The organism is Agrobacterium sp. SUL3 (assembly GCF_001263295.1).
Lineage (GTDB): Bacteria > Pseudomonadota > Alphaproteobacteria > Rhizobiales > Rhizobiaceae > Agrobacterium > Agrobacterium tomkonis.
Genome location: NZ_KQ414505.1, coordinates 274480 through 295924 on the forward strand (window position 1 = coordinate 274480; position 21445 = coordinate 295924).

Here is a 21445-nt window from a genome sequence, read left to right on the forward strand (position 1 = left end):
CGGGCTTCTTCCGCCTGCAAAACGCTTGCGATGGCCGCCATTCTGGCGGCCATATCGCTATGTCCGGTTTCCATCGGTGCTTCCACCATCGATGTGCCGGTAGGCGTGCGTCTGCTCTCCTCTTTCGAAGTCGGCACCAGCGAAAAACGTTTCGGCAAGCTGGAATTTATCGGCGGCATGGTGATGAGCGCGCCGGAAAAGCTGTTCGGGGCGATATCCTCCATCCGTTTCCGCCCCAATGGCGAGGATTTCGTGGCGGTGCTGGATACCGGCCATTGGTTGACGGGCAGGATCACGCGTGGTGCTGCTGGCGCGCTGTCCGGGCTTGCCGATGTCCGCATCACCCCCATGCTGGACATGAGCGGCCGCGAACCGCCGCGCAAGATGGAAATGGATGCGGAAGGGCTGGCGCTGCGCGACGGCAAGGTGTTCGTCAGCTACGAGCAGCGCCACAGGATCGATATCTATCCCGATCCGGGTTTTGCTACCTCAAAGCCGCTCGACCGCCTGCCATATCTCATTCCCAGTAACGAGCTGCGCCATAATGGCGGCATGGAGGCTCTCGCAGTATCGCCGGCCGATTCGCCGCTTGCCGGCGCTCTGGTCGTGGTGGCTGAAAAAAGCATCGATACGGACGGTAATCTTCTTGCCGCCATTCTGGAGGGCCCGCGCAAGGGCACATTTGCCGTTACGCATCATCCCTCATTCGACGTGACGGACGGTGCGTTCCTGCCCAATGGCGACCTGCTGCTTCTGGAACGCCGGTTCAATTTCGCCGAGGGCGTCGGCATGCGCATCCGCCGTATCCGCGGCGCCGATATCCGTCCGGGCGCGGTGGTAGATGGTGAGATCCTGATGGAAGCGGGCATGGCCTACCAGATCGACAATATGGAGGGCATGGATGTGGTGAAGGGGCCGGATGGCTCGACGCGCCTCATCATCGTGTCCGATGACAACCACTCGTTTCTTCAGCGCAATCTGATGCTGGAATTCAAGCTGGTGGATTGAATATCAGGCCCGCTCCTGTGCCGCCTTGTAAGCAGCGAGGAGATCCTCGACCGGAATGCCGTCGATCTTCATGCCGGTCATTCGACATGCCATTATCTGCGCGCCGGACAGGTTCGTGTTGCTCAGCTTCAATCCGGTAAAATTGACGTCATCGATTGACCAGCCGGACATGTTGCTGTCCGTAAATGACGCACCGGAAAAGTTGATGTCGTTGAAGCGTGTGCCGGCCAGATTGACATTGTTGAAGACCGTTCCCGACAGATTGACGTCATCAAAGCTGGAGCCCGAGAGCGTGGCGCTCGTTGCATCCACAATGTCGATAACGTCCTTGATCTGCATGCCGATCCGCCTCCGTGCTTTGTCACGGGCGGCAGATTGCAACGCCACCTGTGGGTTTGCAAGCGTGATTTGATGCACGCCTGCACAGCTTCAAATGCGGCTGGCGGATAATGTCAGCTCGATTTGACCGCGCCCGGCATGGGCTTCAGCGTGTTCATCAGCGCGCCGTAAGGCAGAAGCATGACGAGGCCGACGAGGATTTTCACCGAAAGATCGCCCAGCGCCCAGGAGATCCAGCGCGGCGCTTCGAGAGTGAAGACGCCAAGGATAGGCGCATTTTCAATGGCGAAGGCATCATTGGGGCCGACAAAAGCAAAACTCGCGGCAAAGGCGATGGAGAAGAACAGCGCCGTATCCAGCACGGAACCCAGCATCGAGCCGGCAAGCGGCGCGTGCCACCAGCGCTGGCGGCGCAGGCGGTTGAAGACAGAAATATCGAGCAGCTGGCCGATGAGATAGGCGGTGCCGGAAGCGACCGCGATGCGCGGGATGGATGTCCAGAAGGACAACGTTACCCCAACGACAAAGCCGGCCAGCACGACGCGGCGCGCAATGGAGGGCCCAAACTGGCGGTTTGTCAGGTCAGTGACGAGGAAGGCGACCGGATAGGTAAAGGCACCCCAGGTCAACAGATCGCCGAGATTGACGCCGAGCAGCGATCCGGAGAGCGGATACTGAACCAGAATATTGGAAGCGACGACCACGAGTGTCATCAGGAGAACGTAGATCAGCGTATAGCGCAGGGTCAGCATTTTTTTATCCTGGGTGATGCCACCAGTTGGAGCTGAGCTGAAATAAAACAAAAGGCTTGAGCGGCAAAAGCCATTCAAGCCCTCTGAATATCGATGATGTCGAAACCGCTATTAAGCAGCTTCAGCCGTCTTCTTGGCGATCTGGCGGCGCAGGAGACGAGCGCGCATGCTCAGTTCGTTTTCGCCGGACTTCAGAAGGAAAGCATCGAGGCCGCCACGGTGTTCAACGGAGCGCAGAGCGGCTGCGGAAACACGCAGGCGGAAACGCTGGCCGAGAGCATCGGAGATCAACGTAACCTGGCAGAGGTTCGGAAGGAACCGGCGCTTGGTCTTGTTGTTGGCGTGGCTGACGTTGTTGCCCGTCTGGACGCCCTTGCCGGTCAATTCGCATACACGGGACATGGGTACACCTATTTCGTTTCGTCTGTTTCACCACTGGCTCGCCACCGGCAAAACCGGGGTGGCAATCCAACTGGCCATGATTGGAAAGTTGCGGTTCTATAGTCAGACGAGACTTAACAGTCAAGCCGCTCGCGATCAAATGAAAGGAAATTCCGGCGTTTTCAACCGGCATCCGCTTTTTTATTGCCACAAGTCAGCGTATATCATCGCCCGATAAGGCCGCTTCCGCGCCTCTTTTAAGGTGATATCGAAATGATTGCCAGAGGAAAAAGCATTTTTATGGCCGTGACGATGGCGTTTGCGGGCGTCTCCCCCTCGCTCGCCGCCGAAGCACGCCACACAAGCGAATACAGCATCAATCTGGGCATTTTGCCGATTGCGCGGGCAAGTTTTTCGACTCGCATGGACGGACCGAATTATTCGATCTCCGGTTCCTTCAGCGCCGCTGGCCTCGCCAGCATCCTCAAGGACATTTCCGGCAAGACAACGGTTTCCGGGGCCAAGCGTGGCCACCGGCTGCAGGCGAACGAATATTCGCTGGTCTATAAGGATGGCAAGCGGGTACGCACCTATGACGTCGTCTACCGCAACGGCAATGTCACATCGACGACGGTGAAACCTGAACCCAAGGCCCGACCGGACAATTGGGTGGATGTGAAGGACCGCGACCTGCGCTCGGTTCTCGATCCGATTTCCGGTCTCATCATACCCTCAGGCGGCCGCATCTGCCCAACGCGCCTGCCGATCTATGATGGCGAATCGCGACTCGACCTCGTTTTGAGCTCCAGTGGCACCAAGCCGTTCAAGACCAACGGCTTTAACGGTGACGCCATCGTCTGCAAGGCGCGTTATGTGCCGAAGTCGGGCTACCGGCAGGGGCGCAAGGATATAGAATATCTGAAATCCATCTCGATGGAGATTTGGTTCGCCAAGTCAAACAATATGGATGTCTATGCGCCGGTTTATGCGATCATTCCGACGCGGGTGGGTCAGGTGTATATTACGGCCACGAAATACGGCGGCTGATTACGGCTCATGTCGGGATGGCTGACGCCCGAAGGTGGCCCGAAGGGTCGGATGAGGGGGTACCCTCTCCGAATATCTCTGGCGGCGCCCCTCATCCCGCTGCCGCGCCCTTCTCCCCGGTGGGGAGAAGAAGCAAGCGGCAACCGCTCACTCTATAGGCCGTCGTTGCGGGTTATAGGGGATTCCCAGGCGACCAGCCGGGCTCGGCCATAATGAAGCTTGAGAAGGCGAATCCCGGTGAGACCGTGCAGCCGACAAGGGTGAAATCGCCGAGGCTTTCCGCCGATTGCCAGCAATTAGCCGGCACGATCACCTGCGGACGCTCGCCTTCGAGAATGGCGGGGCCGAGCGTGAAGGTCTGCACCTCCCGCCCGTCTTGCGAAAGATGCAGCGCGATCGGCGTGCCGGCATAATAGTGCCAGACCTCAACCGCGTCGGTGACCCGATGCCAGTGCGAGCGCACGCCCTTTTCCAGCAGATAATAAATCGCCGTCGAATGGCCACGCTCGCCGCCTGCCTTGTCGCGAAAAGTCTGGTGGTAAAAACCACCCTCCGGATGCGGTTCCAGCCCCAATTCGCGAATGATCGCTTCCGCAGACAGATCGACGCCCATCAGAAATTGTCCTTGCGCGTGCGGATTTCCGCAAAGACGTCGGCATCGGCGGCCCCTTCAAGACCGAGATGTCTGCGAATGCCAGCATCCGCCACGCGCATATAGGGATTTGTCTGCTTTTCGAGCCCGATGGTGGTGGGAATGGTAAACTCATTGGCCTTCCGCGCCGTCTCGACACGCGCCGCGCGCTCGCTCAACACGGCATTATCAGGGTCGACGGTCAGTGCAAAACGGGCATTCGAAAGCGTATATTCGTGGCCGAAATAGACCCGCGTCTCATCCGGCAGGGCCATCAGCTTCTGGAAGGAGTGCCACATGTCCGTCGCCGGGCGTTCGAACAGGCGACCGCAACCCATGGCAAACAGCGTATCGGCGGCAAACAACAGGCCGTCGTCCGGCAGATAATAACAGATATGACCCGCCGTGTGGCCGGGTGTGGCGATGACCTGAACGCGGCGTCCGGCAAATTCGAACTCGTCACCATCTGCCTGCGAGCGATCGAGGCCGGGGATCGCAATCGCCTCGTCATAGGGGCCGTATACCTCGCAGCGGAACTTGTCCTTCAGCGCCAGATTGGCTTCCACATGGTCCTGATGGTGATGGGTGGTGAAGATATGGGTCAGTTTCCAGCCGTGGCCGTCGAGCGCGCGCAGGATCGGTCCTTCTTCCGGTGCGTCGATGGTGGCCGTCGCCCCGCTTTCGGGATCATGCAGGAGCACTCCGAAATTATCGCTGCGGCAAAGAAAGACGTCTATTTCCAAAGGTTTCATCGTATCCTCTCCGTTTGCCGGCCAAAACCGGCGCATTCGCCCGCCTGACTTTCCCAACTGACGTCCAATGTAGGGGCAGACGCCTTGAAGTCCAACCACCTGATGCTACATTCTCGCCCATGAATACCGATATCGTCGATCTGCGCGAATTCTATCATTCTCCGCTTGGCCGTTCGGCCGAGCAGGCGATCACCATGGCGCTATCGACGCTGTGGCCGCCCTTGCCGGAGGAGCGGCTGGTGGGCCTCGGTTATGCCGTGCCGTTTCTGGAGCGGTTCCGCCATGATACGGAGCGCACTTTCGCCTTCATGCCGGCGGGGCAGGGGGCGGTGAACTGGCCGGCTGGCGAGCTGTCTTCAACGGCGCTGGTGTTCGACGAGGAACTGCCGCTTCCCGATTCGTCGATAGACCGGGTTCTGATGGTGCATGCGCTGGAATTTGCCGAAAACCCGCGGGAAACGCTGAAAGAACTCTGGCGGGTGCTGGCGCCGGGCGGCCGTCTGGTGATTGTGGTGCCGAACCGACGCGGCGTCTGGGCACGCATGGAACATACGCCTTTCGGTTCTGGCCGACCCTATTCGCGCGGGCAGTTGACGGCGCTTTTGCGCGAAACCAATTTCACGCCGGGAGCCACCGCAGAGGCGCTGTTCTTCCCGCCCACCACCAGCCGGCCGGTGCTGAAATTCCGCCGTTATCTCGAACATACCGGCCGCCGGCTGTGGCCGCTTTTTTCCGGCGTCATCGTGGTGGAAGCCCAGAAACGTCTCTACCAAGGACTGCCCGTCACCCAGCGCGCCTCGCGCCGGGTTTTTGTGCCGGTTCTCGCCCCGCAGGGGGTGCCCACCACCCGCACTGCCGCAAGCCAAGTAAAGCCGCGCTGACCCTCGACAAAACGGCCATTCCGGTCTAATGCCTCCGGCATTGCTTTTGCCGGGTTCTCCGGCGTTTTTCCAAAGGTCGATCAAATGAGTGCAGAGCTTAACCAACCTGTTCCGCGTCCGGGTATTCTGGATATCGCCGCTTATGTTCCCGGCAAGGAACATGTGGACGGCGTTGCGAAGGTTTATAAGCTCTCCTCCAATGAAACGCCGCTTGGGCCAAGCCCGAAGGCGATCGAGGCCTTCGGTACAGCCGCCAGCCATCTGGAAATCTATCCGGACGGTCAGGCTATCGCGCTGCGTCAGGCGATTGCCGATGTGCATGGTCTCAACATCGCGAATATCCTGTGCGGCAACGGTTCGGACGAGCTGCTCGGCCTGCTGTGCCATGTCTATCTGGGTGCCGGAGATGAGGCGATCATCACCGAGCATGGTTTCCTCGTCTACAAGATCCAGATCATGGGTGCGGGCGCGACCCCGATGACGGTGAAGGAAAAGGATTGCGCGGTGGATGTGGATGCGATCCTCGCCGCCGTGACGCCGAAGACCAAGATGGTTTTCGTCGCCAATCCGGGCAACCCTACCGGCACCTATGTTCCGGTTGCGGAAATCCGTCGTCTTCAGTCCGGCCTGCCGAAACATGTCGTGCTGGTGCTGGATGCTGCTTACGCCGAATATGTGCGCAAAAATGATTACGAAGCCGGGCTGGAGCTGGTTTCCGGCAACCGAAACGTGGTGATGACCCGCACCTTCTCCAAGGTTTACGGTCTGGCCGCGCTGCGTGTCGGCTGGATGTATGGTCCGGCCGCCGTCATCGATGCGCTGAACCGCGTTCGAGGCCCGTTCAACATGAGCGCGCCGGCCATCGCTGCCGGTGCCGCTGCAATCCGCGATCAGGCCTTCGTTGAAAAGGCCGTGGCGCATAATGCCCTGTGGATGGAAAAGCTGGTCACTACCTTCACCGGTCTCGGCCTCACCGTCACGCCTTCGGTCACCAACTTCATTCTCATCCATTTCCCGGATCAGGATGGCAAGCGGGCAACGGATGCGGATGAGTTCCTGAGCCGCCGCGGTTACATTCTGCGCGCGGTGCGTGGTTACGGCTTCCCGAATGCGCTGAGAATGACGGTCGGCTCGGAAGAGGCCAATCTCGGCGTCATCGCTGCTCTCACCGAGTTTATGGGGCAGGCGTGATGGGCGAGATCATGTTTGAACGCATCGCGCTGATCGGCATCGGCCTGATCGGCTCGTCTATTGCCCGCGATATCAGGGAACTGGGTCTTGCCCGCCATGTGACAATTTCCACCCGCAGCGAAGACACGCTGAAACGGGCGGAGGAGCTGGCGCTTGGCACGGATTATACCGTCTCGGCGGCGGAGGCGGTGAAGGATGCCGATCTCGTCATCGTCTCGGTGCCGGTCGGTGCTTCGGAAAGCGTGGCGCAGCAGATCGCGCCGCATCTGAAGCCGGGCGCCATCGTGACCGATGTCGGCTCCACCAAGGCTTCGGTCATCGCCCAGATGGCCCCGCATATGCCCGACAATGTGCATTTCATTCCCGGACACCCGCTGGCGGGTACGGAAAAATCCGGCCCGGATGCTGGTTTCGCCGGTCTCTTCCGTGAGCGCTGGTGCATCTTCACGCCGCTGCCGGGCACGGATGCCAAGGCGCTGGAAAAGCTGAAGGATTTCTGGCGGGCGCTCGGTTCCCGCGTCGATGAAATGGATGCCGAGCATCACGACAAGGTTTTGGCGATCGTCTCGCATTTGCCGCATATCATCGCCTACAATATCGTCGGCACGGCGGATGATCTGGAGACGGTGACCGAATCGGAAGTCATCAAATATTCCGCCTCCGGTTTCCGCGATTTCACCCGTCTCGCCGCTTCCGATCCGACCATGTGGCGTGACGTCTGCCTGCACAACAAGGATGCCATCCTTGAAATGCTCGCACGGTTTTCCGAAGACCTTGCGTCGCTGCAAAGGGCGATCCGCTGGGGCGAGGGCGACAAGCTGTTTGAGCTGTTTTCCCGCACCCGCGCCATCCGCCGCTCTATCGTGCAGGCTGGTCAGGATGTTGACGCGCCTGACTTCGGCCGCCACGCGCTGGATCAGAAGAAGTAGGGCGCTGGCATGATACTGATATCGGCGGCGACGGATGACGATATCGAATGGCTGCTGCGCGAAGACAAATGGATCGGTGAGGATTGGTTGCGGCGTTGCGTCGGACACCGCGAATATCTCGTCGCGAAAGAAGATACGATTCTAGTCGGTTTTCTGCGGTTCTCGATGTTCTGGGGCAAGATTCCTTACATGGACATGATCCGCGTCATTCCCGAGTTTCGCGGGCATGGCGTCGGTGCAACGCTTACAGTTTTTTGGGAAACCCTGATGCGTGAGCAGGGTGCCTCACTGGTGATGACCTCCAGCCAGCAGGACGAGCAGGAACCGCAGACGTGGCATCGTCGCAATGGATACAAAGAAGCTGGCATCCTGAACCTTCCAAAAATTCAGGATGCCGCTGAGGTGTTTTTTACAAAAGCTCTCTGTTAAATCGGCGGAATCTTGCCCAGCGGAATGAAGCCGCTGACAGTGGCGCGGCCGCGATCCACCACGAGATCGACGGATGCCCTGTCTCCGCCGCCGGCGAGCGCGCCGAGCAGCTTGCGGGCCGTATCGATGGTGGATTGCAGCTGTGGAAAAGCCTGTTTGGCATTGTCCGACCAAGCGCCGAGCTTTTCGATCTCCAGCTTGAACTGGCCGGAGAGATAGCCCTCATTGTCAAACGAGAAGGGGCCGCTGATGCGCATGGTGCGGCCGTCGCCAATATCGGCCACCAGTCGGCGAAGCTCGCCGCTTGTGCCGTAAAGGCCTGACGTGTCGCTGCCGTCCACCATGCCCGCCTTACCCGCGAGCGTCACATCGACGATGGCGTCGAGGCGGGGAAGAACCTGCGGCCAGTCCTTGATGACGGTGGCCGAGTCGGTCAGCGTGATTGCGCCGTCAAGATCGGCCCCGTTCTGGCGCAGGTGCATCTCCGTCTTGACGGCATCGAAGTCGATCGTCTGGCCGGTGACGGAGGAAACCGCCTGCGCCTTCAGCCCGTCGATGATGAGCGAGCTGCGGTCGATGCCCTTCAGCTTGGTGACGACGCTCGACTGCATGTTCTGCCAGGAGGCTGAAACGGTCAGGCCATGGGCGGAGCGGATTTCTGCGGGCGAATCGAGTTCCCAGACGATGTGGCCGGGATTATAGACCTGTGCTGCCGAGCGAAGCTCGCCGAAAGACGCGGAAACGCCGTTCCCGCTGTCGTCCACGGTCACCTTTGAGCAGAAGAGGCCGATGCGGAAAGGATAACCCCGGAAGGCGATATCGCCGCATTCGGCGCTGAGATTCCTCGCCTGTGAGGGAGCAATGACGTTCAGCACCGTCTGCTTTAGCCTGTCGGCGGCATAAAACCACCCGGCCGTATAAAGTCCGATGACCACCGCGACGGCGATGGCAAGCCAGAGGAATTTTTTGGCGGTGCCGGATTGGCTTGACGCTGCCATATTGATCTCCGATGAACAGACTTCAGGGAATTTTGATTTGGCTTGGGATATGGACGATTTTTGGGTCTTTGGCTACGGTTCGTTGATGTGGAACCCCGGCTTTGCTTTTGAGGAAAGGCAGCAGGCGCGGCTGCATGGCTATCGCCGCTCCCTTTGCATCAGTTCCAGCGTTTATCGTGGCACGGAGGAAAAGCCCGGTCTTGTGCTGGGTCTGGAGCGCGGCGGCTCCTGCCTCGGTGTTGCATTTCGCGTGCAGGGCAAGGATCAGGATTCCGTCATGGCTTATCTGCGCGAGCGCGAACTGGTGACGAATGTCTACAAGGAACGGGTGGTTGCCATTGCATTTGCCGACGGCAGGCGCGGCAGCGCCGTAACCTATGTGGCCGACCCCGCGCATGAGCAATATATCGGCGGTCTTGCTGTGGCCGAGGCGGCCAGCATCGTCGCGACTGCCTCGGGTCGGTCCGGCCCGAACACGGATTACGTTTTCAATACCGTGCAGCATCTACAGGATATGGGCATTCGCGACTCTCTGCTGGAAAGCATTGCCGCCAATGTCGGCACGTTCGTGGTTCAGCCGGCGGAGGGCGTGCCCGTGCCTTGAAGTTCGGCGATCCGCTTGATGGCGGTTGGCGGCAACGGCAAGTGCGGATTGTTGCGCGCGGTTTCCAGCAGCAACTCGTCGCTCGCCTTTTCCGTGACGTCGATCAATCGCTTGAAAAACACATCGGGATCCAGCCCCGGCTCGATGGCCGGCAGGATACGCACCTTGAAATGGCCGGGATAACGCATTGTCGAACGGCGTGGCCAGAAGAGGCCGGGATGCATGGCGACGGGAATGACCGGCACCTGCAGATCACGGTAAAGCCGGGCGATACCGTAACGGTACTCTGGCTCGGCGCCGGGCGGGCGGCGTGTGCCTTCGGGATAGATGATGAGTTCGCGACCCGCCGCCATTTCCTCTTTCGCCCGCTCCATCACCTTCAGCATGACCTTGCCGCGCGCGGCGCGGTTGACCGGGATCATCCGCTGTTTCATCACATACCAGCCGAATAGCGGAATCCACATCAATTCCCGTTTCAGAATGTAGACGGGGTCCGGCAGATTGGGCAGCAGTGCGTAAGTATCCCAGAAGGATTGATGTTTGGGCGCGAAGATGCAGCCGGTTTCCGGGATGTTCTCCAGCCCCTCGATCTCGAAGGTGGTGCCGACGATGGTTTTCATCAGCCAATGGTTGGACCGCGCCCAGTTCTTGGGGATTTCGAAGGCGATCTTGCGCGGCAGAATGAAATAGATCGGTGTCAGCACGATCATGCGGACAATCAGGTTGAGATAAAACAGCGTATTGAAAAGAAAAGAGCGCAGCTTGAGCATCAACAGCCTTCCCGGGGCGCAGCCGTTCCGAAGCGTTGATGCGCCTCGATGCCGGATGCCGATGCCAGACGCGTACACGAAAACAAGGCCCCGCAGCAAGCGCGTTTCTTGCCGCTCATGGAGAAGCGGTCGCTACCTTCGGCGTGGAATGGTCAGCGGCGGCCTTGCGCAGGCCATCGCCCTTGCCGAAGCCGGTCAGATCGCGTCCTGCCGCGGCCACGAACTTTAAATATTCGTAGAGCATGGTTCTGACCACATCCGGCTCCACGAACCAGTTCGTGCGGGCAAGATCGGCGCTGATGACGGGATAGGCAATGAATTGCGTCTGCGGGCTGGCGCTGCGCAATTCATGCAGGCTGCGGTGCATATGATAATTGTTGGTTACGACGACAATCGAGGAATAGTTGTGATCGCGTATCCAGCTTGCCGCTTCATTGGCGTTGCCGATCGTGTCTATGGCTTTGTAACCCATATCCACGCAGCAGGAAAACATGTCGGATGAGCCCTGCGTCATCTTGCGGATCTGCGAGCGGGTGGTGGCCGGGTTGACGCCGGAAATCAGCAAACGTTTGCCCACGCCATCACGCAGCAGGCCGACCGCCTGTTCGATGCGTTGATAGCCGCCGGTCAGAACGATGATGGCATCGCCCTTCGTGCCCTCCGGCGGGCGCATGGAAGCGACGGAGTCAGCGAACCACAGGAAGCCGCCTAAAAAAACGCCGAGAAGAACAACGCAAAGAAGGATAAAGCCGCGAATAAAACGGCGCAACGGACCACGCCGCGACAACAGGCCCTTTCTGGCCGGTCGCGTGGTCGTCTGATCCTGGTCCATCCGACTCACAAACATTCCTCCTGAATACTCGCCGATTAAGGCAAGGAACAGGCATTTTTGTCCACCGTCCGCAGGTTACATCCGGCCTGTGACGGTTTCAGTTTGCCACGGGATTCTGGGAGTAAAGTCATGATGTGAGGCCGTCACTTTTCGACGGATCGGAGCGGACGCGGTCGATATCGTCGATGGTGCGGATGACGGTCACGCGTGCCGTAATGGTCGTGAGAAGTGCTATGACGATCATCGTTGTGGCGATGCCGATATAGCCGCCGAGACCAACGGAAAAGGAACCGAAAAGCGCGCTTGCCTGATCGCTCTGCGGCGTGGCGACCGTGCTCGATTGCCAGAAACCGGCGGCAAGGAAAACCGCTGCGGCGAGCGCGCCGCCTGCGGCCGCCCCTTTAAGGCTGATCTTCAGGAAGTGTTTCTGGAATTCCCGTGCCACAAAGCTGCTTTCCGCGCCGACGAAATGCAGAACCTCAACGATATGCCGGTTGCCGGAAAGCGCCCCGCGCGTTGCAAACACCACCGTCAGCACCATGGCGGTGAAAACGAGGATCAGAACGCCGAGGCCGATCATGACCGTGGTTCTGGCCATGGAGACCAACCTGTCCACCCAGGTGCGGTGGTCATCCAGAAACGCCTGCGGAAGCTCGGCCTTCAGCATGTCCCGCATCGCCTGAAAATCGGGCGGATTGTTTTCATCGATGGTGATGACGACGAGGCGCGGTATCGGCAGTTCGGAAAGGTCAAGACCGCTGCCGAGCCATGGCTCCAGCAGGCGCGATGTCGCCGCATCGTCAAGGATCGTGCCGTCTCGCGTGCCGACGAAGGTGAGCGCCAGATTGCGCGCCTTGTTGAGCGCCGCATTCATGTCCAGCCCGTCCTCGGGCTTGATCTGGATGGTGATCTCGCGGGAAATCTGGCTCTGCCAGGTGGCGGCGGTGGCGCGCACCATGGAGACGGCGCCGAGCGTCAGGCAGGCGAGAAATGCCATGATGGCGATCACCACCATCAGCGCATTGCCCTGAATGTTCGACGGCGGCAGAATGGGCGCCATCGGGCGGATGCGCATGGGCGGGCGCTTCGGCTGGGCCGCTTCCGGGGTCAGCTGTTTGCGGGTGATCTCATTCATAGATGTCGAGCCGCCCTTCGGTCAGGATCATCCGGCGCGCGTCGATCTGGTCCATCAGCGCAAAATCATGGGTGGCGATGACGACAGCCGTGCCCAGCCGGTTGAGTTCGAGGAAGAGATTGAGAAGACGCTTGGCCATCGGCGGATCAACGTTGCCGGTCGGCTCGTCGGCCAGCAGGATTTCCGGCTGGTCCATCAGCGCGCGGGCAATGGCGGCGCGCTGCTTTTCCCCGCCGGACAAGATGGCCGGCAGCACATTGATGCGCTCGCCAAGCCCAACCCACTTCAGCAGCTCGATCACATCGTTGCGGTAAGCGCTTTCCTCCTTGCCGCGCACCCGCAGCGGCAGGGCGACATTCTCATAGGTCGTCAGATGATCCAGCAGCCGGAAATCCTGAAAGACGATGCCGACACGGCGGCGCAACATCGGCAGCTCGCTGCGCGGAATGCGCGATACATCGCGGTTGAACATGCGGATATTACCGCGGGTGGGCTGCAGCGACATCAAAAGCATGCGCAGCAGCGAGGTCTTGCCCGCACCCGAAGGGCCGGTCAGAAACTGGAACGAACCCTTGGGAATATCGAAGGTCATGTCCCTCAGGATCTCGGGTCCCATGCCGTAACGCAACCCGACATTTTCGAAATGGATCAACGGACTTCCAGTCTCTTCGTTTCGTGGTGGTTCGCAAACCGCCGGCGCTTGGGGCCGGATGTCGCGGTGTAAACCGGTTCCGGTGGCCCGCGCGAGCCGTTTTTGCGAAGCATTAACCAATTAAATTTAAAACTTGGCAGGATTCGTTGCAATGCCCAGTTTTGCGGGCCGGAAAACCTGACCGGGGAATTCTATGGCTATGTTCCGTTCATCTCGCCGGCAAGCGGCATTCGATTTCGACCTCCTGATGCCGGAAACGCCGGTGCGCCGCACGGCGCGGGCGGCAAATCCGATCCACGACGTGGTAGACGCGGAATTTGTCACCATCAAGGAAAACCGTTCGCGTCAGCCCGGAAACGACAATCGCGGCGCGGCACGCCGGCAGAGGGCAAAATCGCCCGTCACTATCGGTACGCTTGGCCTTGCCTTTATCGGCTGGCTGGATCGCAGATTGTCGCGCCTGTCGGCGGATGCCTATTCAGCGCTGGTTGCGGGGCTCGCCATTTTCGTTTTCGTCTGCTCCGGCGGCCTCTCGGTGGTTGTGCCGGAAAAGCAGACCGCCGCCACGGCAAACCCGCTCGCCATTTCCCATGTGACCGTTACGCCGCAGGAGGCAGGCGGCATGGATATCCTGCTCATCAGTGGCATCGTGGAGAATAATGGCGGCAACCTGGAAGAGGTGCCGGCCCTTCGCGCCGATCTCTTTGCGGCCAAGGGGCAGTTGGTGGCCAGCATGGTCATTGAACCGCCGGTGCGAGAGATGCAGCCCGGTTTCAGCCACGGATTTTCGGCAAAGTTGCGCCATCCCGGTGGAAAAACGCCTGACATCAAGCTTTCCTTCGTCGAGGCGGGTGCGTCCGAACGTTGACTGTGCTAACGCGTGATCTTCGTATTTTTACTGAAAGGTAAAATCGGCAAGGCGCAGCACAGGAGAAAGAATGCCCGTCGTCCGTGGAAAAAACATCGAGCCGCTTTACACCGCCGAGCAGATCGCCGAGCGCAATCGCGATATGGCCAAGCACATTGCCGGTGGCCCGACCAAGGATTTGCTGGTCATTGCCGTGCTCAAGGGATCGTTTATTTTCGCAGCCGATCTTATCCGCGCGCTGCATGATAGTGGTCTTGCTCCCGAAGTCGAATTCATCACGCTATCGAGCTATGGCGCCGGCACGGTTTCGCAGGGGGTGAGGATCGTCAAGGATATCGACAGCGACGTGAAGGACCGCGATGTGCTCCTGATCGACGATATTCTCGAATCCGGCCGCACGCTGCGTTTCGCCAAGGAACTGCTTTACGAGCGCGGCGCGCGTAACGTCACCATTGCCGTGCTGCTCGACAAGAAGGTCAAGCGCAAGGAAGATCTGGAGGCCGATTATGTCGGTTTCGAATGTCCAGACTATTTCGTCGTGGGTTACGGCATGGATGTCGCTTATGCCTTCCGCGAACTGCCTTTCGTGGGCGTGGTGACAGGCGACGCCTGAGCATGTTTGCCGTGCCGGAACGGCACAGGGCGGACACGCCTCATTAACCATTCACCCAGCGAAAGCCTGGGTGTTTACCTCTTGAAAAGAGGAGCCTGCGATGTTGCTCATGGCTGGAAATGATGCCCAGGAGCAATGATTAATGGCGAAAATTCTGATTACCGAAGACGAGGATGCATTGCGGGCTTTCGTCGCCCGCGCGCTGCGTCTCGACGGTCACGAGACCCATGAGGCGGCTGACGGCGAGCAGGGGCTGGAGAAGCTTCAGGAGACCAGTTTCGATCTTCTTCTTTCGGATATCCGCATGCCGGTCATGGATGGCATCGAGCTGGCGCACCGCGCCGCCGAACGCTTCCCGGCCATGCGTATCCTGCTGATGACCGGTTATGCCGAACAGCGCGAACGGGCTGATGATCTGGCGACGAAGATTGTGGACGTGGTTTCCAAACCCTTTGCGCTTCCGGATATTCGCAAGGCGGTGGCGCGGGCGCTTGCGGCCTGAGCGGCGAGATTGCAGAGATTAAAGGGCGGCCTGTCGGGCCGCTTTTTTGTTGGTCAGCCCCTGGCTCAGCGCAGTTCCCTACCTCCGTCATTCCGGCCTTGAGCCGGAATCCAGCCAGCCCAAGCCCTTGGGCTGAAAGAACTCTTTCCGCCACGCAGACGCGCGGCAGCTGGATGCCGGATCAAGCCCGGCACGACGGAAGCGTTAGCTTCTGAAACAGGATGTAACGAGGCGCGCCATTACCTGTGGGAACCCTCACCGAATATCCAGCAACCGCTCCAGATACCGCCGTTCGATTTCGCCGGGCGGATTGTTGCCGAGTTTTTCGCGGATGGCCTCAAGAATTTCGCGGGCGCGCTGCACGTCGATCTCGTCCGGCACCTTCACCTGATCGCCGAAATCCGGGCCGGTGGTGCTGCGCGGGCGGCCGAGCGGGTCGCGGCCGTTCTGTCCGCCCTGACCGGCCATGCCTTCCTGCCCTTGCCCCGGCTGCTGACCCTGCTGGCGCATGGCCTGCATGATCTGGCCCATCATGTCCTGCGCGCCCTGGCGCAGCGCGTTCAGCGCATTGCCCTGTCCTTCGACGGCCTGCTCACCCTGGCCCTTGCCCAGCGCCTCGCCGGCGCCCTGCATTTCCTGCTGCGCCTTGCCGAAGTTTTCGCCCGGTTCCATTCCGAGATCACGAAGGCCCTGCTGCAATTCGCCGAGCTGCTTGCCGAGCGCATCCTGCTGCGCCCGCAGGTTCTTCAGCGCCTCGCGTAACTGTTCAGCGGTCATCTGGTCGCTTGGCTGTTGTCCGCCCGGCTGACCATTTTGACCCTGTTGACCCTGCTGCCCCTGTTGGCCTTGCTGATCCTGCTGTGGCTGCTCACCGTTTTCGCCCATCTGCTGGTCTTCGCTTTCGCCGCCCTGCTGCGGGTCGCCGCGCTGCATGCGGTCGCGAAGCGCCTGATCGAGCTTGAAGGTCTCATCCATCAGCTTCTGCTGTTGCTGCAGAATTTCGCCCAGCTTGTCGATCTGCTGGCGCATCTTGCTGCTCTGCTGCTGCCCCTGCTGGCCCTGACGTTGCGGCCGGCCCGCCTGCAGATTGTTCATCATGCGCTGCAGCTGCGAAAGCATTTCCTGCGCCGCGTCGCGATTGCCGGAACGGGCAAGGTTCTCGATCTGGTTCATCATGTTTTCCAGATCGCGCTGGCGCAACACGTTCTGCGCCTGCTGGTTCATGTTGGCTTGCGGCGCGTTCTGCATGCGTTGCGCAAGCTCGCTCATGAATTGCTGCATCGCCTCGCGCAGCTCTTGCATCAGCTTGGCAACTTCCTCATCCGAGGCATTGCGCTGTAACGCTTCGGACAGCGCGTTCTGTGCATCGCGCAGGCGTTTTTCCGCCTGCGAAAGATCGCCATCCTCGATGCCGAGCGCGATTTCCCAGAGATAATCGGCCGTGTCCTTCAGCATTTCCTGATTATAGGCGAGCCGCATGCGGGTCTGCGCCGATTGCAGCAGCAGATAGTGCGTCGTGTTGGGAATGGTCTCTTCCGGCCGCAGGCCCACCGCCTCGTTATAGGCGATTGCCTTCGGCATCTGGCGCGTGTCGAGCGAGAATATCTGCCGCTGTTCGGCGATGGAAGCTGCCAGTGGCTCGGAGAAATTGCGGCCCGGCAGCACCATTTCATGCGCGGGGCTGCGGCCGGTCTGGCCGGCGCCATCGGTGGCCACCAGCGTGATGCGCACGCGTTTTCCCGCCATAGGATGTTCGGTCAGGTTGCGGCTGGTCAGGCCCTTGATCTCGCGATTATTCTGCCGCGGCAGATCGAGCTTGAATTCCGGCGCCGGGTAAAGCGCGGTCGCCCCCTCTGCAACGCCGAGCGGCTCGATGATGGCATGGGCTTCTTTCAGCCCATAATCGTCCTTGGCGGTGAAGCCGATTTCCAGCGCACCGTTGACGGCGCGGCGCGGCATGTTGTCGAAGGCAATGCTGGGCGGCTGGTCTGGAATGACGTTGAACACCCATTGTTCGCCATTGGCACTGATCATGCCGCTCTCGGTGACATCCATAGCGAAAGTGCGTGGAGCAACAGGCTGATCCGTCGAGCGTGCCGGCGTCTGAACCGCGACGTCGCCGCTTGCACTATCGGCACGTGCAGCTTCCGGCGCAAGCTTTTGCAACGCGCCTGCCATTTCCGGCTCGAAGGTCACTTCCTCACCGCCATCGCCGCCGGTCATGCGGATCGTCAGCTTGGAGGATTGCGGCACGGAAACCGCGTCGCGGCCGCTCGCATCACGTCCGGTCAGGAAAATCGGTGCGCGGCCCGTATAGGCGGGCGGTGTGACCCAGGCATCGAGACGGATATCGGGATTGAGCGGACCCACGGCCGGCCGGCTGCGGAATGCATCTGCAACCGTGCCGGCACCATTGGAATAGGAAAAACCGAAAGCAGTGACCAGAAGCAATGCCGGAACGGCGCGCAGCGCCAGGCGGTCATAACGGGCGATATCGGGTTTCGGCAGGCCGGCATTGAGGGCGGCAATGCGCTCCGCCATGCGGATCTGGTGTTCTTTCCACAAGGTGCGGGAAAAGGGGGTATCGAAGGCCGGTTCGTCTTCCTGCACGCCCACCGGCTGGTGCGCCATGCCATTACGTTCTTCCAGCAGACGGGAGGCGTCATTGTCGGTTGGCCACTTCAGCCGCACAATCGGCAGCAGTGTGGCGATGAAACCGAAAACAAGGACGAAAACAATGCCGAGGCGTAGAAAATCCGGCATGTGCCGGTACAGGCCGAACCAGGCGAGCGCCAGAAACACGGCGGCGATGGACAGCGGCCACAGCGTCTTCGGGGCCATTTTTTCGGAAAACAGCACGATTTTCGCGAAGAACCGCTTGGCGGCAACCCGTCGAGCAAGGTCCGGCCGCTGCGCGAATGCGCCAGTCGGGCGCTTTCTGCCTGTCCTGTCCTCTCCGGCTGTGGTCATCAATCCGTTCTCCCGGTTCTGGCCACGTCGAACGCCATTCCCGGAACGGCGAGCTGTTCATATCACTGGAGCAAGGATAACATTCTTTGTGGCGAAGACGAGGGCACCTAAGCCCTCACCCCCATTTTTTAGGCAGCTTCGCTCAATTGTGATCGACTAGCCGTATGATAGACGGTCAGTCGAGCCAAGCCGGTACGGAATCGAGGGCGATCAGCTCTTCATAGGTGCCACGCGGACGGATGACGTGGAACTTGTCACCCTTCACCAGCACCTCCGGCACCAGCAGGCGCGAGTTATAGGTGCCGGCCTGCACCGCGCCATAGGCGCCAGCGGAACTGACGGCGATCAGGTCGCCCGGCTGCGGTGCGGCCATCTCCCGGTCCAGCGCCAGATAATCGCCGGTCTCGCAGACCGGGCCGACGATATCGGCCTTGATGCGCGGTGTGTTCTCGGCCGGCTGCACCACCGGGCGGATGCCGTGATAGGCCTCGTAAAGCGTGGGGCGGATGAGGTCGTTCATCGCGCCATCGACGATTACGAAGGTCTTGTCACCGCCATCCTTCACATAGATGACTTCCGTCACCAGAATGCCGGCATTGCCGACGATCAGGCGTCCGGGTTCGGTGACGATCTTGCAGTTGAGGCTTTTCAGCTCGTTTTTGACGATATGCGCATAGGCATCCGGCAGTGGCGGCGGATTGTTATCCTCGCGATAGGGAATGCCAAGGCCACCGCCAATATCGACGTGGCTGATCACATGACCATCCTCGCGCAGCACTTCGACGAGTTCGCGCAGCAAGCGGAAGGCATCCTCGAAGGGCTGCAATTCGGTGATCTGACTGCCGATATGCATGTCGATGCCGGTGACTTCGATGCCGGGCAAAGTGGCGGCATGGGCATAGACCGCCCGCGCACGTTCGTAGGAAATGCCGAACTTGTTTTCCTTCTTGCCGGTGGAAATCTTCGCGTGGGTGCGCGCATCCACATCCGGATTGATGCGGAAGGAGACATGCGCCCGCTTGCCCGCCCTGACCGCGCGCAGGTTGAGGACTTCCAGTTCCGGCTCGGATTCGATGTTGAAACAGTAGATACCCGCTTCAAGCGCGTAATCCATTTCCGCCACCGTCTTGCCGACGCCGGAGAACATGATGCGGCTTGCTGGCACGCCAGCGCCAAGCGCGCGGCGCAATTCGCCGCCGGAGACGACGTCGATGCCGGCGCCGAGCTTTGCCAGCGTCTTCAGCACCGCCTGGTTGGAATTGGCTTTCATGGCGTAACAGACCATGGCGTCCACATCGGCAAACGCACCTGAGAACACCTTGTAGTGGCGCTCCAGCGTTGCAGTCGAATAGACATAGAAGGGTGTGCCGACCGCCTTGGCGATCTCGGGCACGGGCACGTTTTCGGCGTGCAGCACGCCGTCGATATAGCCAAAATGGTTCACGGCTTTTTACCCGTCAGAGAAGCTTGTCGAGGATGAACGGGCGTTCCGCCGTTGCCGGCTTCGTCTCCGTTCCGTCGGCATTGCGCTTGTTGCGCATTTCGACCGGCGTGCTCGGCGGATCGATGTCGCCCTTACGCCCGCAGGCGCTGAGAACAAGGCTGACAGCGAGTGTCATGCCGATGGGAACGATGAGTTTGCGCGCGGTTTTTGAAAGCATGAGCCTGTCCAAAGGAAATATGTGCCTCTCTGATAACGAAAAACAGGGCGCTTGTGCACCCTGTTTCTTGTGATCGCAGCGTAACGCGATTTTATCAGTTGCGTCCGCGCCACCAGGCGATCTGCTTCTTCACTTCCGAAGGGGCCGTGCCGCCGAAGCTCGTGCGGCTGGCGACCGATGCCTCGACGGACAGAACGTCGAAAACACCCTTGGTAATACCGGGGTGGATGGCCTGAAGCTCTTCGAGCGAAAGGTCGGCCAGATCGCAGCCTTTCTTTTCGGCCAGCGCCACGGCATTGCCGGTCACATGGTGTGCATCGCGGAAAGGAAGGCCTGCCTCGCGCACCAGCCAGTCGGCAAGATCGGTGGCGGTGGAATAACCCGAGCCGGCAGCGGCGCGCATGCGGTCCTTACGCACTTCGAGGTCGCGGATCATGCCGGTCATGGCGACAATTGCCAGTTCCAGGCTCTCAGCGGCATCGAAAACCTGTTCCTTGTCTTCCTGCATGTCCTTGGAATAGGCGAGCGGCAGGCCCTTCATGACCGTCAGAAGTGCGATCAGCGAGCCGTTGATGCGGCCGGTCTTGGCGCGCACCAGTTCGGCGGCGTCAGGGTTCTTCTTCTGCGGCATGATCGACGAGCCGGTCGAGAAGGCATCCGACAGCCGGATGAAGCCGAATTGCGGTGTCGACCAGATGACGATCTCCTCGGCGAGACGCGACAGATGCGTGGCGCAGATCGAGGCGATCGACAGGAATTCCAGCGCGAAATCGCGGTCGGAGACGGTGTCGATGGAGTTGCGGGTCGGCTCGCGGAAACCGAGCGCCTTCGCCGTCATATGACGGTCGATGGGATAGCCGGTGCCGGCGAGTGCGGCCGCACCAATAGGGCTTTCATCCATATGCTCGATGGCGTGGCGTACGCGGGCGCGGTCACGGCCGAACATTTCCACATAGGCCATGCAATGGTGACCGAAAGTGACAGGCTGCGCCGTCTGCAAGTGGGTGAAGCCCGGCATCACCGTATCGGCATTTTCTTCGGCGCGGTCGAGGAAGGCGGCGATAAGCGCGGTCAGCAGCGCTTCAGTCTTCTGCAATTCTTCCTTGACCCAGAGGCGGAAATCGAGCGCCACCTGGTCGTTGCGCGAACGGGCCGTATGCAGGCGGCCGGCTGCCGTGCCGATGAGGGTCGCAAGACGCGCCTCGATGTTCATGTGAATATCTTCGAGCTTGCGCGAGAATTCAAAGGTGCCGGCTTCGATTTCTGACAGGATCGTGTTCAGGCCGTGAACGATCTTCTCTTTATCTTCCTGCGAAATAATGCCTTTTTCCGCCAACATGGTGGCGTGCGCCATAGAGCCGCGGATGTCCTGGGCATAAAGCTTCTTGTCGAAGCCGATGGAGGCATTTATTTCTTCCATGATGGCTGATGGCCCGGAAGCGAAACGTCCGCCCCACATCTGGTTGGAGGATTTCTGATCTGTGCCGTCAGCCATGTTCG

General features: G+C 60.1%; 24 protein-coding genes. 10 read left to right on the forward strand and 14 right to left on the reverse strand.

Annotated elements, in window-relative coordinates:
• The first annotated feature begins 30 nt into the window (after window positions 1-30).
• Window positions 31-1008, forward strand: a complete 978-nt coding sequence (locus tag AKG12_RS15720) for an esterase-like activity of phytase family protein (protein ID WP_052819518.1) — start codon at window positions 31-33, stop codon at window positions 1006-1008.
• Window positions 1009-1011: 3 nt separating this feature from the next.
• Here AKG12_RS15720 and AKG12_RS15725 read toward each other — a convergent pair whose 3' ends face one another.
• From AKG12_RS15725 to rpmB, 3 genes are all read right to left on the reverse strand, one after another.
• A complete protein-coding gene (locus AKG12_RS15725) occupies window positions 1012-1347 on the reverse strand; it encodes a pentapeptide repeat-containing protein (protein WP_052819521.1) in 336 nt (111 codons plus the stop codon).
• Between the two features lie 113 nt (window positions 1348-1460).
• Window positions 1461-2099, reverse strand: coding sequence for a queuosine precursor transporter (locus AKG12_RS15730; protein ID WP_046799842.1), 639 nt, complete (start codon window positions 2097-2099; stop codon window positions 1461-1463).
• 111 nt (window positions 2100-2210) lie between these two features.
• Window positions 2211-2501 carry a 50S ribosomal protein L28 gene (rpmB, locus tag AKG12_RS15735; protein ID WP_003509888.1) on the reverse strand — a complete coding sequence of 97 codons (291 nt, stop codon included), beginning with the start codon at window positions 2499-2501 and terminating at the stop codon, window positions 2211-2213.
• 252 nt (window positions 2502-2753) lie between these two features.
• On the opposite strand from rpmB, the gene AKG12_RS15740 reads away from it, so the two are divergent.
• Window positions 2754-3527: a DUF3108 domain-containing protein gene (locus AKG12_RS15740; protein WP_046799841.1), complete on the forward strand. Its 774-nt coding sequence runs from the start codon at window positions 2754-2756 to the stop codon at window positions 3525-3527.
• A 172-nt stretch (window positions 3528-3699) separates the two neighbouring features.
• Here the strand turns inward: AKG12_RS15740 and AKG12_RS15745 are convergent, their stop codons facing one another.
• On the reverse strand, window positions 3700-4140 hold the full coding sequence (locus AKG12_RS15745; protein ID WP_052819523.1) for a cupin domain-containing protein: 441 nt from the start codon (window positions 4138-4140) through the stop codon (window positions 3700-3702).
• Window positions 4140-4910 (reverse strand): hydroxyacylglutathione hydrolase, encoded by a 771-nt coding sequence (gene gloB, locus AKG12_RS15750; RefSeq protein WP_046800024.1) that lies wholly within the window; start codon window positions 4908-4910, stop codon window positions 4140-4142. The genes AKG12_RS15745 and gloB overlap by 1 nt, the downstream gene beginning before the upstream one ends.
• A gap of 119 nt (window positions 4911-5029) precedes the next feature.
• Here gloB and AKG12_RS15755 point away from each other — a divergent pair, with 119 nt between their 5' ends.
• The 4 genes from AKG12_RS15755 to AKG12_RS15770 all read left to right on the forward strand — a co-directional run bounded on the left by AKG12_RS15755 (window position 5030) and on the right by AKG12_RS15770 (window position 8340).
• Window positions 5030-5791 carry a class I SAM-dependent methyltransferase gene (locus tag AKG12_RS15755; RefSeq protein WP_052819525.1) on the forward strand — a complete coding sequence of 254 codons (762 nt, stop codon included), beginning with the start codon at window positions 5030-5032 and terminating at the stop codon, window positions 5789-5791.
• An 84-nt stretch (window positions 5792-5875) separates the two neighbouring features.
• Window positions 5876-6982 (forward strand): histidinol-phosphate transaminase, encoded by a 1107-nt coding sequence (gene hisC, locus AKG12_RS15760; RefSeq protein WP_052819528.1) that lies wholly within the window; start codon window positions 5876-5878, stop codon window positions 6980-6982.
• Window positions 6982-7911 (forward strand): prephenate/arogenate dehydrogenase family protein, encoded by a 930-nt coding sequence (locus tag AKG12_RS15765; protein ID WP_046799837.1) that lies wholly within the window; start codon window positions 6982-6984, stop codon window positions 7909-7911. Before hisC ends, AKG12_RS15765 begins: the two co-directional genes overlap by 1 nt.
• Before the next feature lie 9 nt (window positions 7912-7920).
• The gene (locus tag AKG12_RS15770; protein ID WP_052819530.1) at window positions 7921-8340 is read left to right on the forward strand and encodes a GNAT family N-acetyltransferase; all 420 of its coding nucleotides are present in this window, start codon (window positions 7921-7923) and stop codon (window positions 8338-8340) included.
• On the opposite strand, the gene AKG12_RS15775 is transcribed toward AKG12_RS15770, so the two are convergent.
• On the reverse strand, window positions 8337-9338 hold the full coding sequence (locus tag AKG12_RS15775) for a DUF2125 domain-containing protein (protein ID WP_052819532.1): 1002 nt from the start codon (window positions 9336-9338) through the stop codon (window positions 8337-8339). The genes AKG12_RS15770 and AKG12_RS15775 overlap by 4 nt on opposite strands.
• 49 nt (window positions 9339-9387) lie before the next feature.
• Between AKG12_RS15775 and AKG12_RS15780 the strand changes: the two genes are divergently transcribed.
• Complete coding sequence (locus AKG12_RS15780) at window positions 9388-9942, forward strand: gamma-glutamylcyclotransferase (protein ID WP_052819535.1); 555 nt, start codon at window positions 9388-9390, stop codon at window positions 9940-9942.
• Here AKG12_RS15780 and AKG12_RS15785 read toward each other — a convergent pair.
• From AKG12_RS15785 to ftsE, 4 genes are all read right to left on the reverse strand, one after another.
• Window positions 9912-10712 carry a lysophospholipid acyltransferase family protein gene (locus AKG12_RS15785; RefSeq protein ID WP_052819537.1) on the reverse strand — a complete coding sequence of 267 codons (801 nt, stop codon included), beginning with the start codon at window positions 10710-10712 and terminating at the stop codon, window positions 9912-9914. The two genes, AKG12_RS15780 and AKG12_RS15785, sit on opposite strands and share 31 nt — an antisense overlap.
• Before the next feature lie 115 nt (window positions 10713-10827).
• Window positions 10828-11544, reverse strand: coding sequence for a YdcF family protein (locus AKG12_RS15790; protein WP_052819540.1), 717 nt, complete (start codon window positions 11542-11544; stop codon window positions 10828-10830).
• Between the two features lie 127 nt (window positions 11545-11671).
• Window positions 11672-12679 carry a cell division protein FtsX gene (locus AKG12_RS15795; RefSeq protein WP_052819542.1) on the reverse strand — a complete coding sequence of 336 codons (1008 nt, stop codon included), beginning with the start codon at window positions 12677-12679 and terminating at the stop codon, window positions 11672-11674.
• A complete protein-coding gene (gene ftsE / locus AKG12_RS15800) occupies window positions 12672-13331 on the reverse strand; it encodes a cell division ATP-binding protein FtsE (RefSeq protein WP_046799830.1) in 660 nt (219 codons plus the stop codon). The genes AKG12_RS15795 and ftsE overlap by 8 nt, the downstream gene beginning before the upstream one ends.
• 199 nt (window positions 13332-13530) lie before the next feature.
• On the opposite strand from ftsE, the gene AKG12_RS15805 reads away from it, so the two are divergent.
• The 3 genes from AKG12_RS15805 (at window position 13531) to AKG12_RS15815 (ending at window position 15314) form a co-directional block, all read left to right on the forward strand.
• Window positions 13531-14199, forward strand: coding sequence for a hypothetical protein (locus AKG12_RS15805; RefSeq protein WP_052819544.1), 669 nt, complete (start codon window positions 13531-13533; stop codon window positions 14197-14199).
• Between the two features lie 70 nt (window positions 14200-14269).
• The gene (gene hpt, locus AKG12_RS15810; RefSeq protein WP_003497442.1) at window positions 14270-14812 is read left to right on the forward strand and encodes a hypoxanthine phosphoribosyltransferase; all 543 of its coding nucleotides are present in this window, start codon (window positions 14270-14272) and stop codon (window positions 14810-14812) included.
• A 142-nt stretch (window positions 14813-14954) separates the two neighbouring features.
• On the forward strand, window positions 14955-15314 hold the full coding sequence (locus AKG12_RS15815) for a response regulator (protein ID WP_046799828.1): 360 nt from the start codon (window positions 14955-14957) through the stop codon (window positions 15312-15314).
• Window positions 15315-15569: 255 nt separating this feature from the next.
• On the opposite strand, the gene AKG12_RS15820 is transcribed toward AKG12_RS15815, so the two are convergent.
• The 4 genes from AKG12_RS15820 to argH form a co-directional block, all read right to left on the reverse strand.
• Entirely contained in the window at window positions 15570-18284 is a 2715-nt protein-coding gene (locus tag AKG12_RS15820) for a TIGR02302 family protein (protein ID WP_052819547.1), read from the reverse strand.
• Window positions 18285-18459: 175 nt separating this feature from the next.
• Complete coding sequence (lysA, locus tag AKG12_RS15825; RefSeq protein WP_052819550.1) at window positions 18460-19728, reverse strand: diaminopimelate decarboxylase; 1269 nt, start codon at window positions 19726-19728, stop codon at window positions 18460-18462.
• Window positions 19729-19741: 13 nt separating this feature from the next.
• Window positions 19742-19945, reverse strand: a complete 204-nt coding sequence (lptM, locus tag AKG12_RS15830; RefSeq protein WP_003497438.1) for an LPS translocon maturation chaperone LptM — start codon at window positions 19943-19945, stop codon at window positions 19742-19744.
• A gap of 94 nt (window positions 19946-20039) precedes the next feature.
• Complete coding sequence (gene argH, locus AKG12_RS15835; RefSeq protein ID WP_052819552.1) at window positions 20040-21440, reverse strand: argininosuccinate lyase; 1401 nt, start codon at window positions 21438-21440, stop codon at window positions 20040-20042.
• Between the last annotated feature and the right edge of the window lie 5 nt (window positions 21441-21445).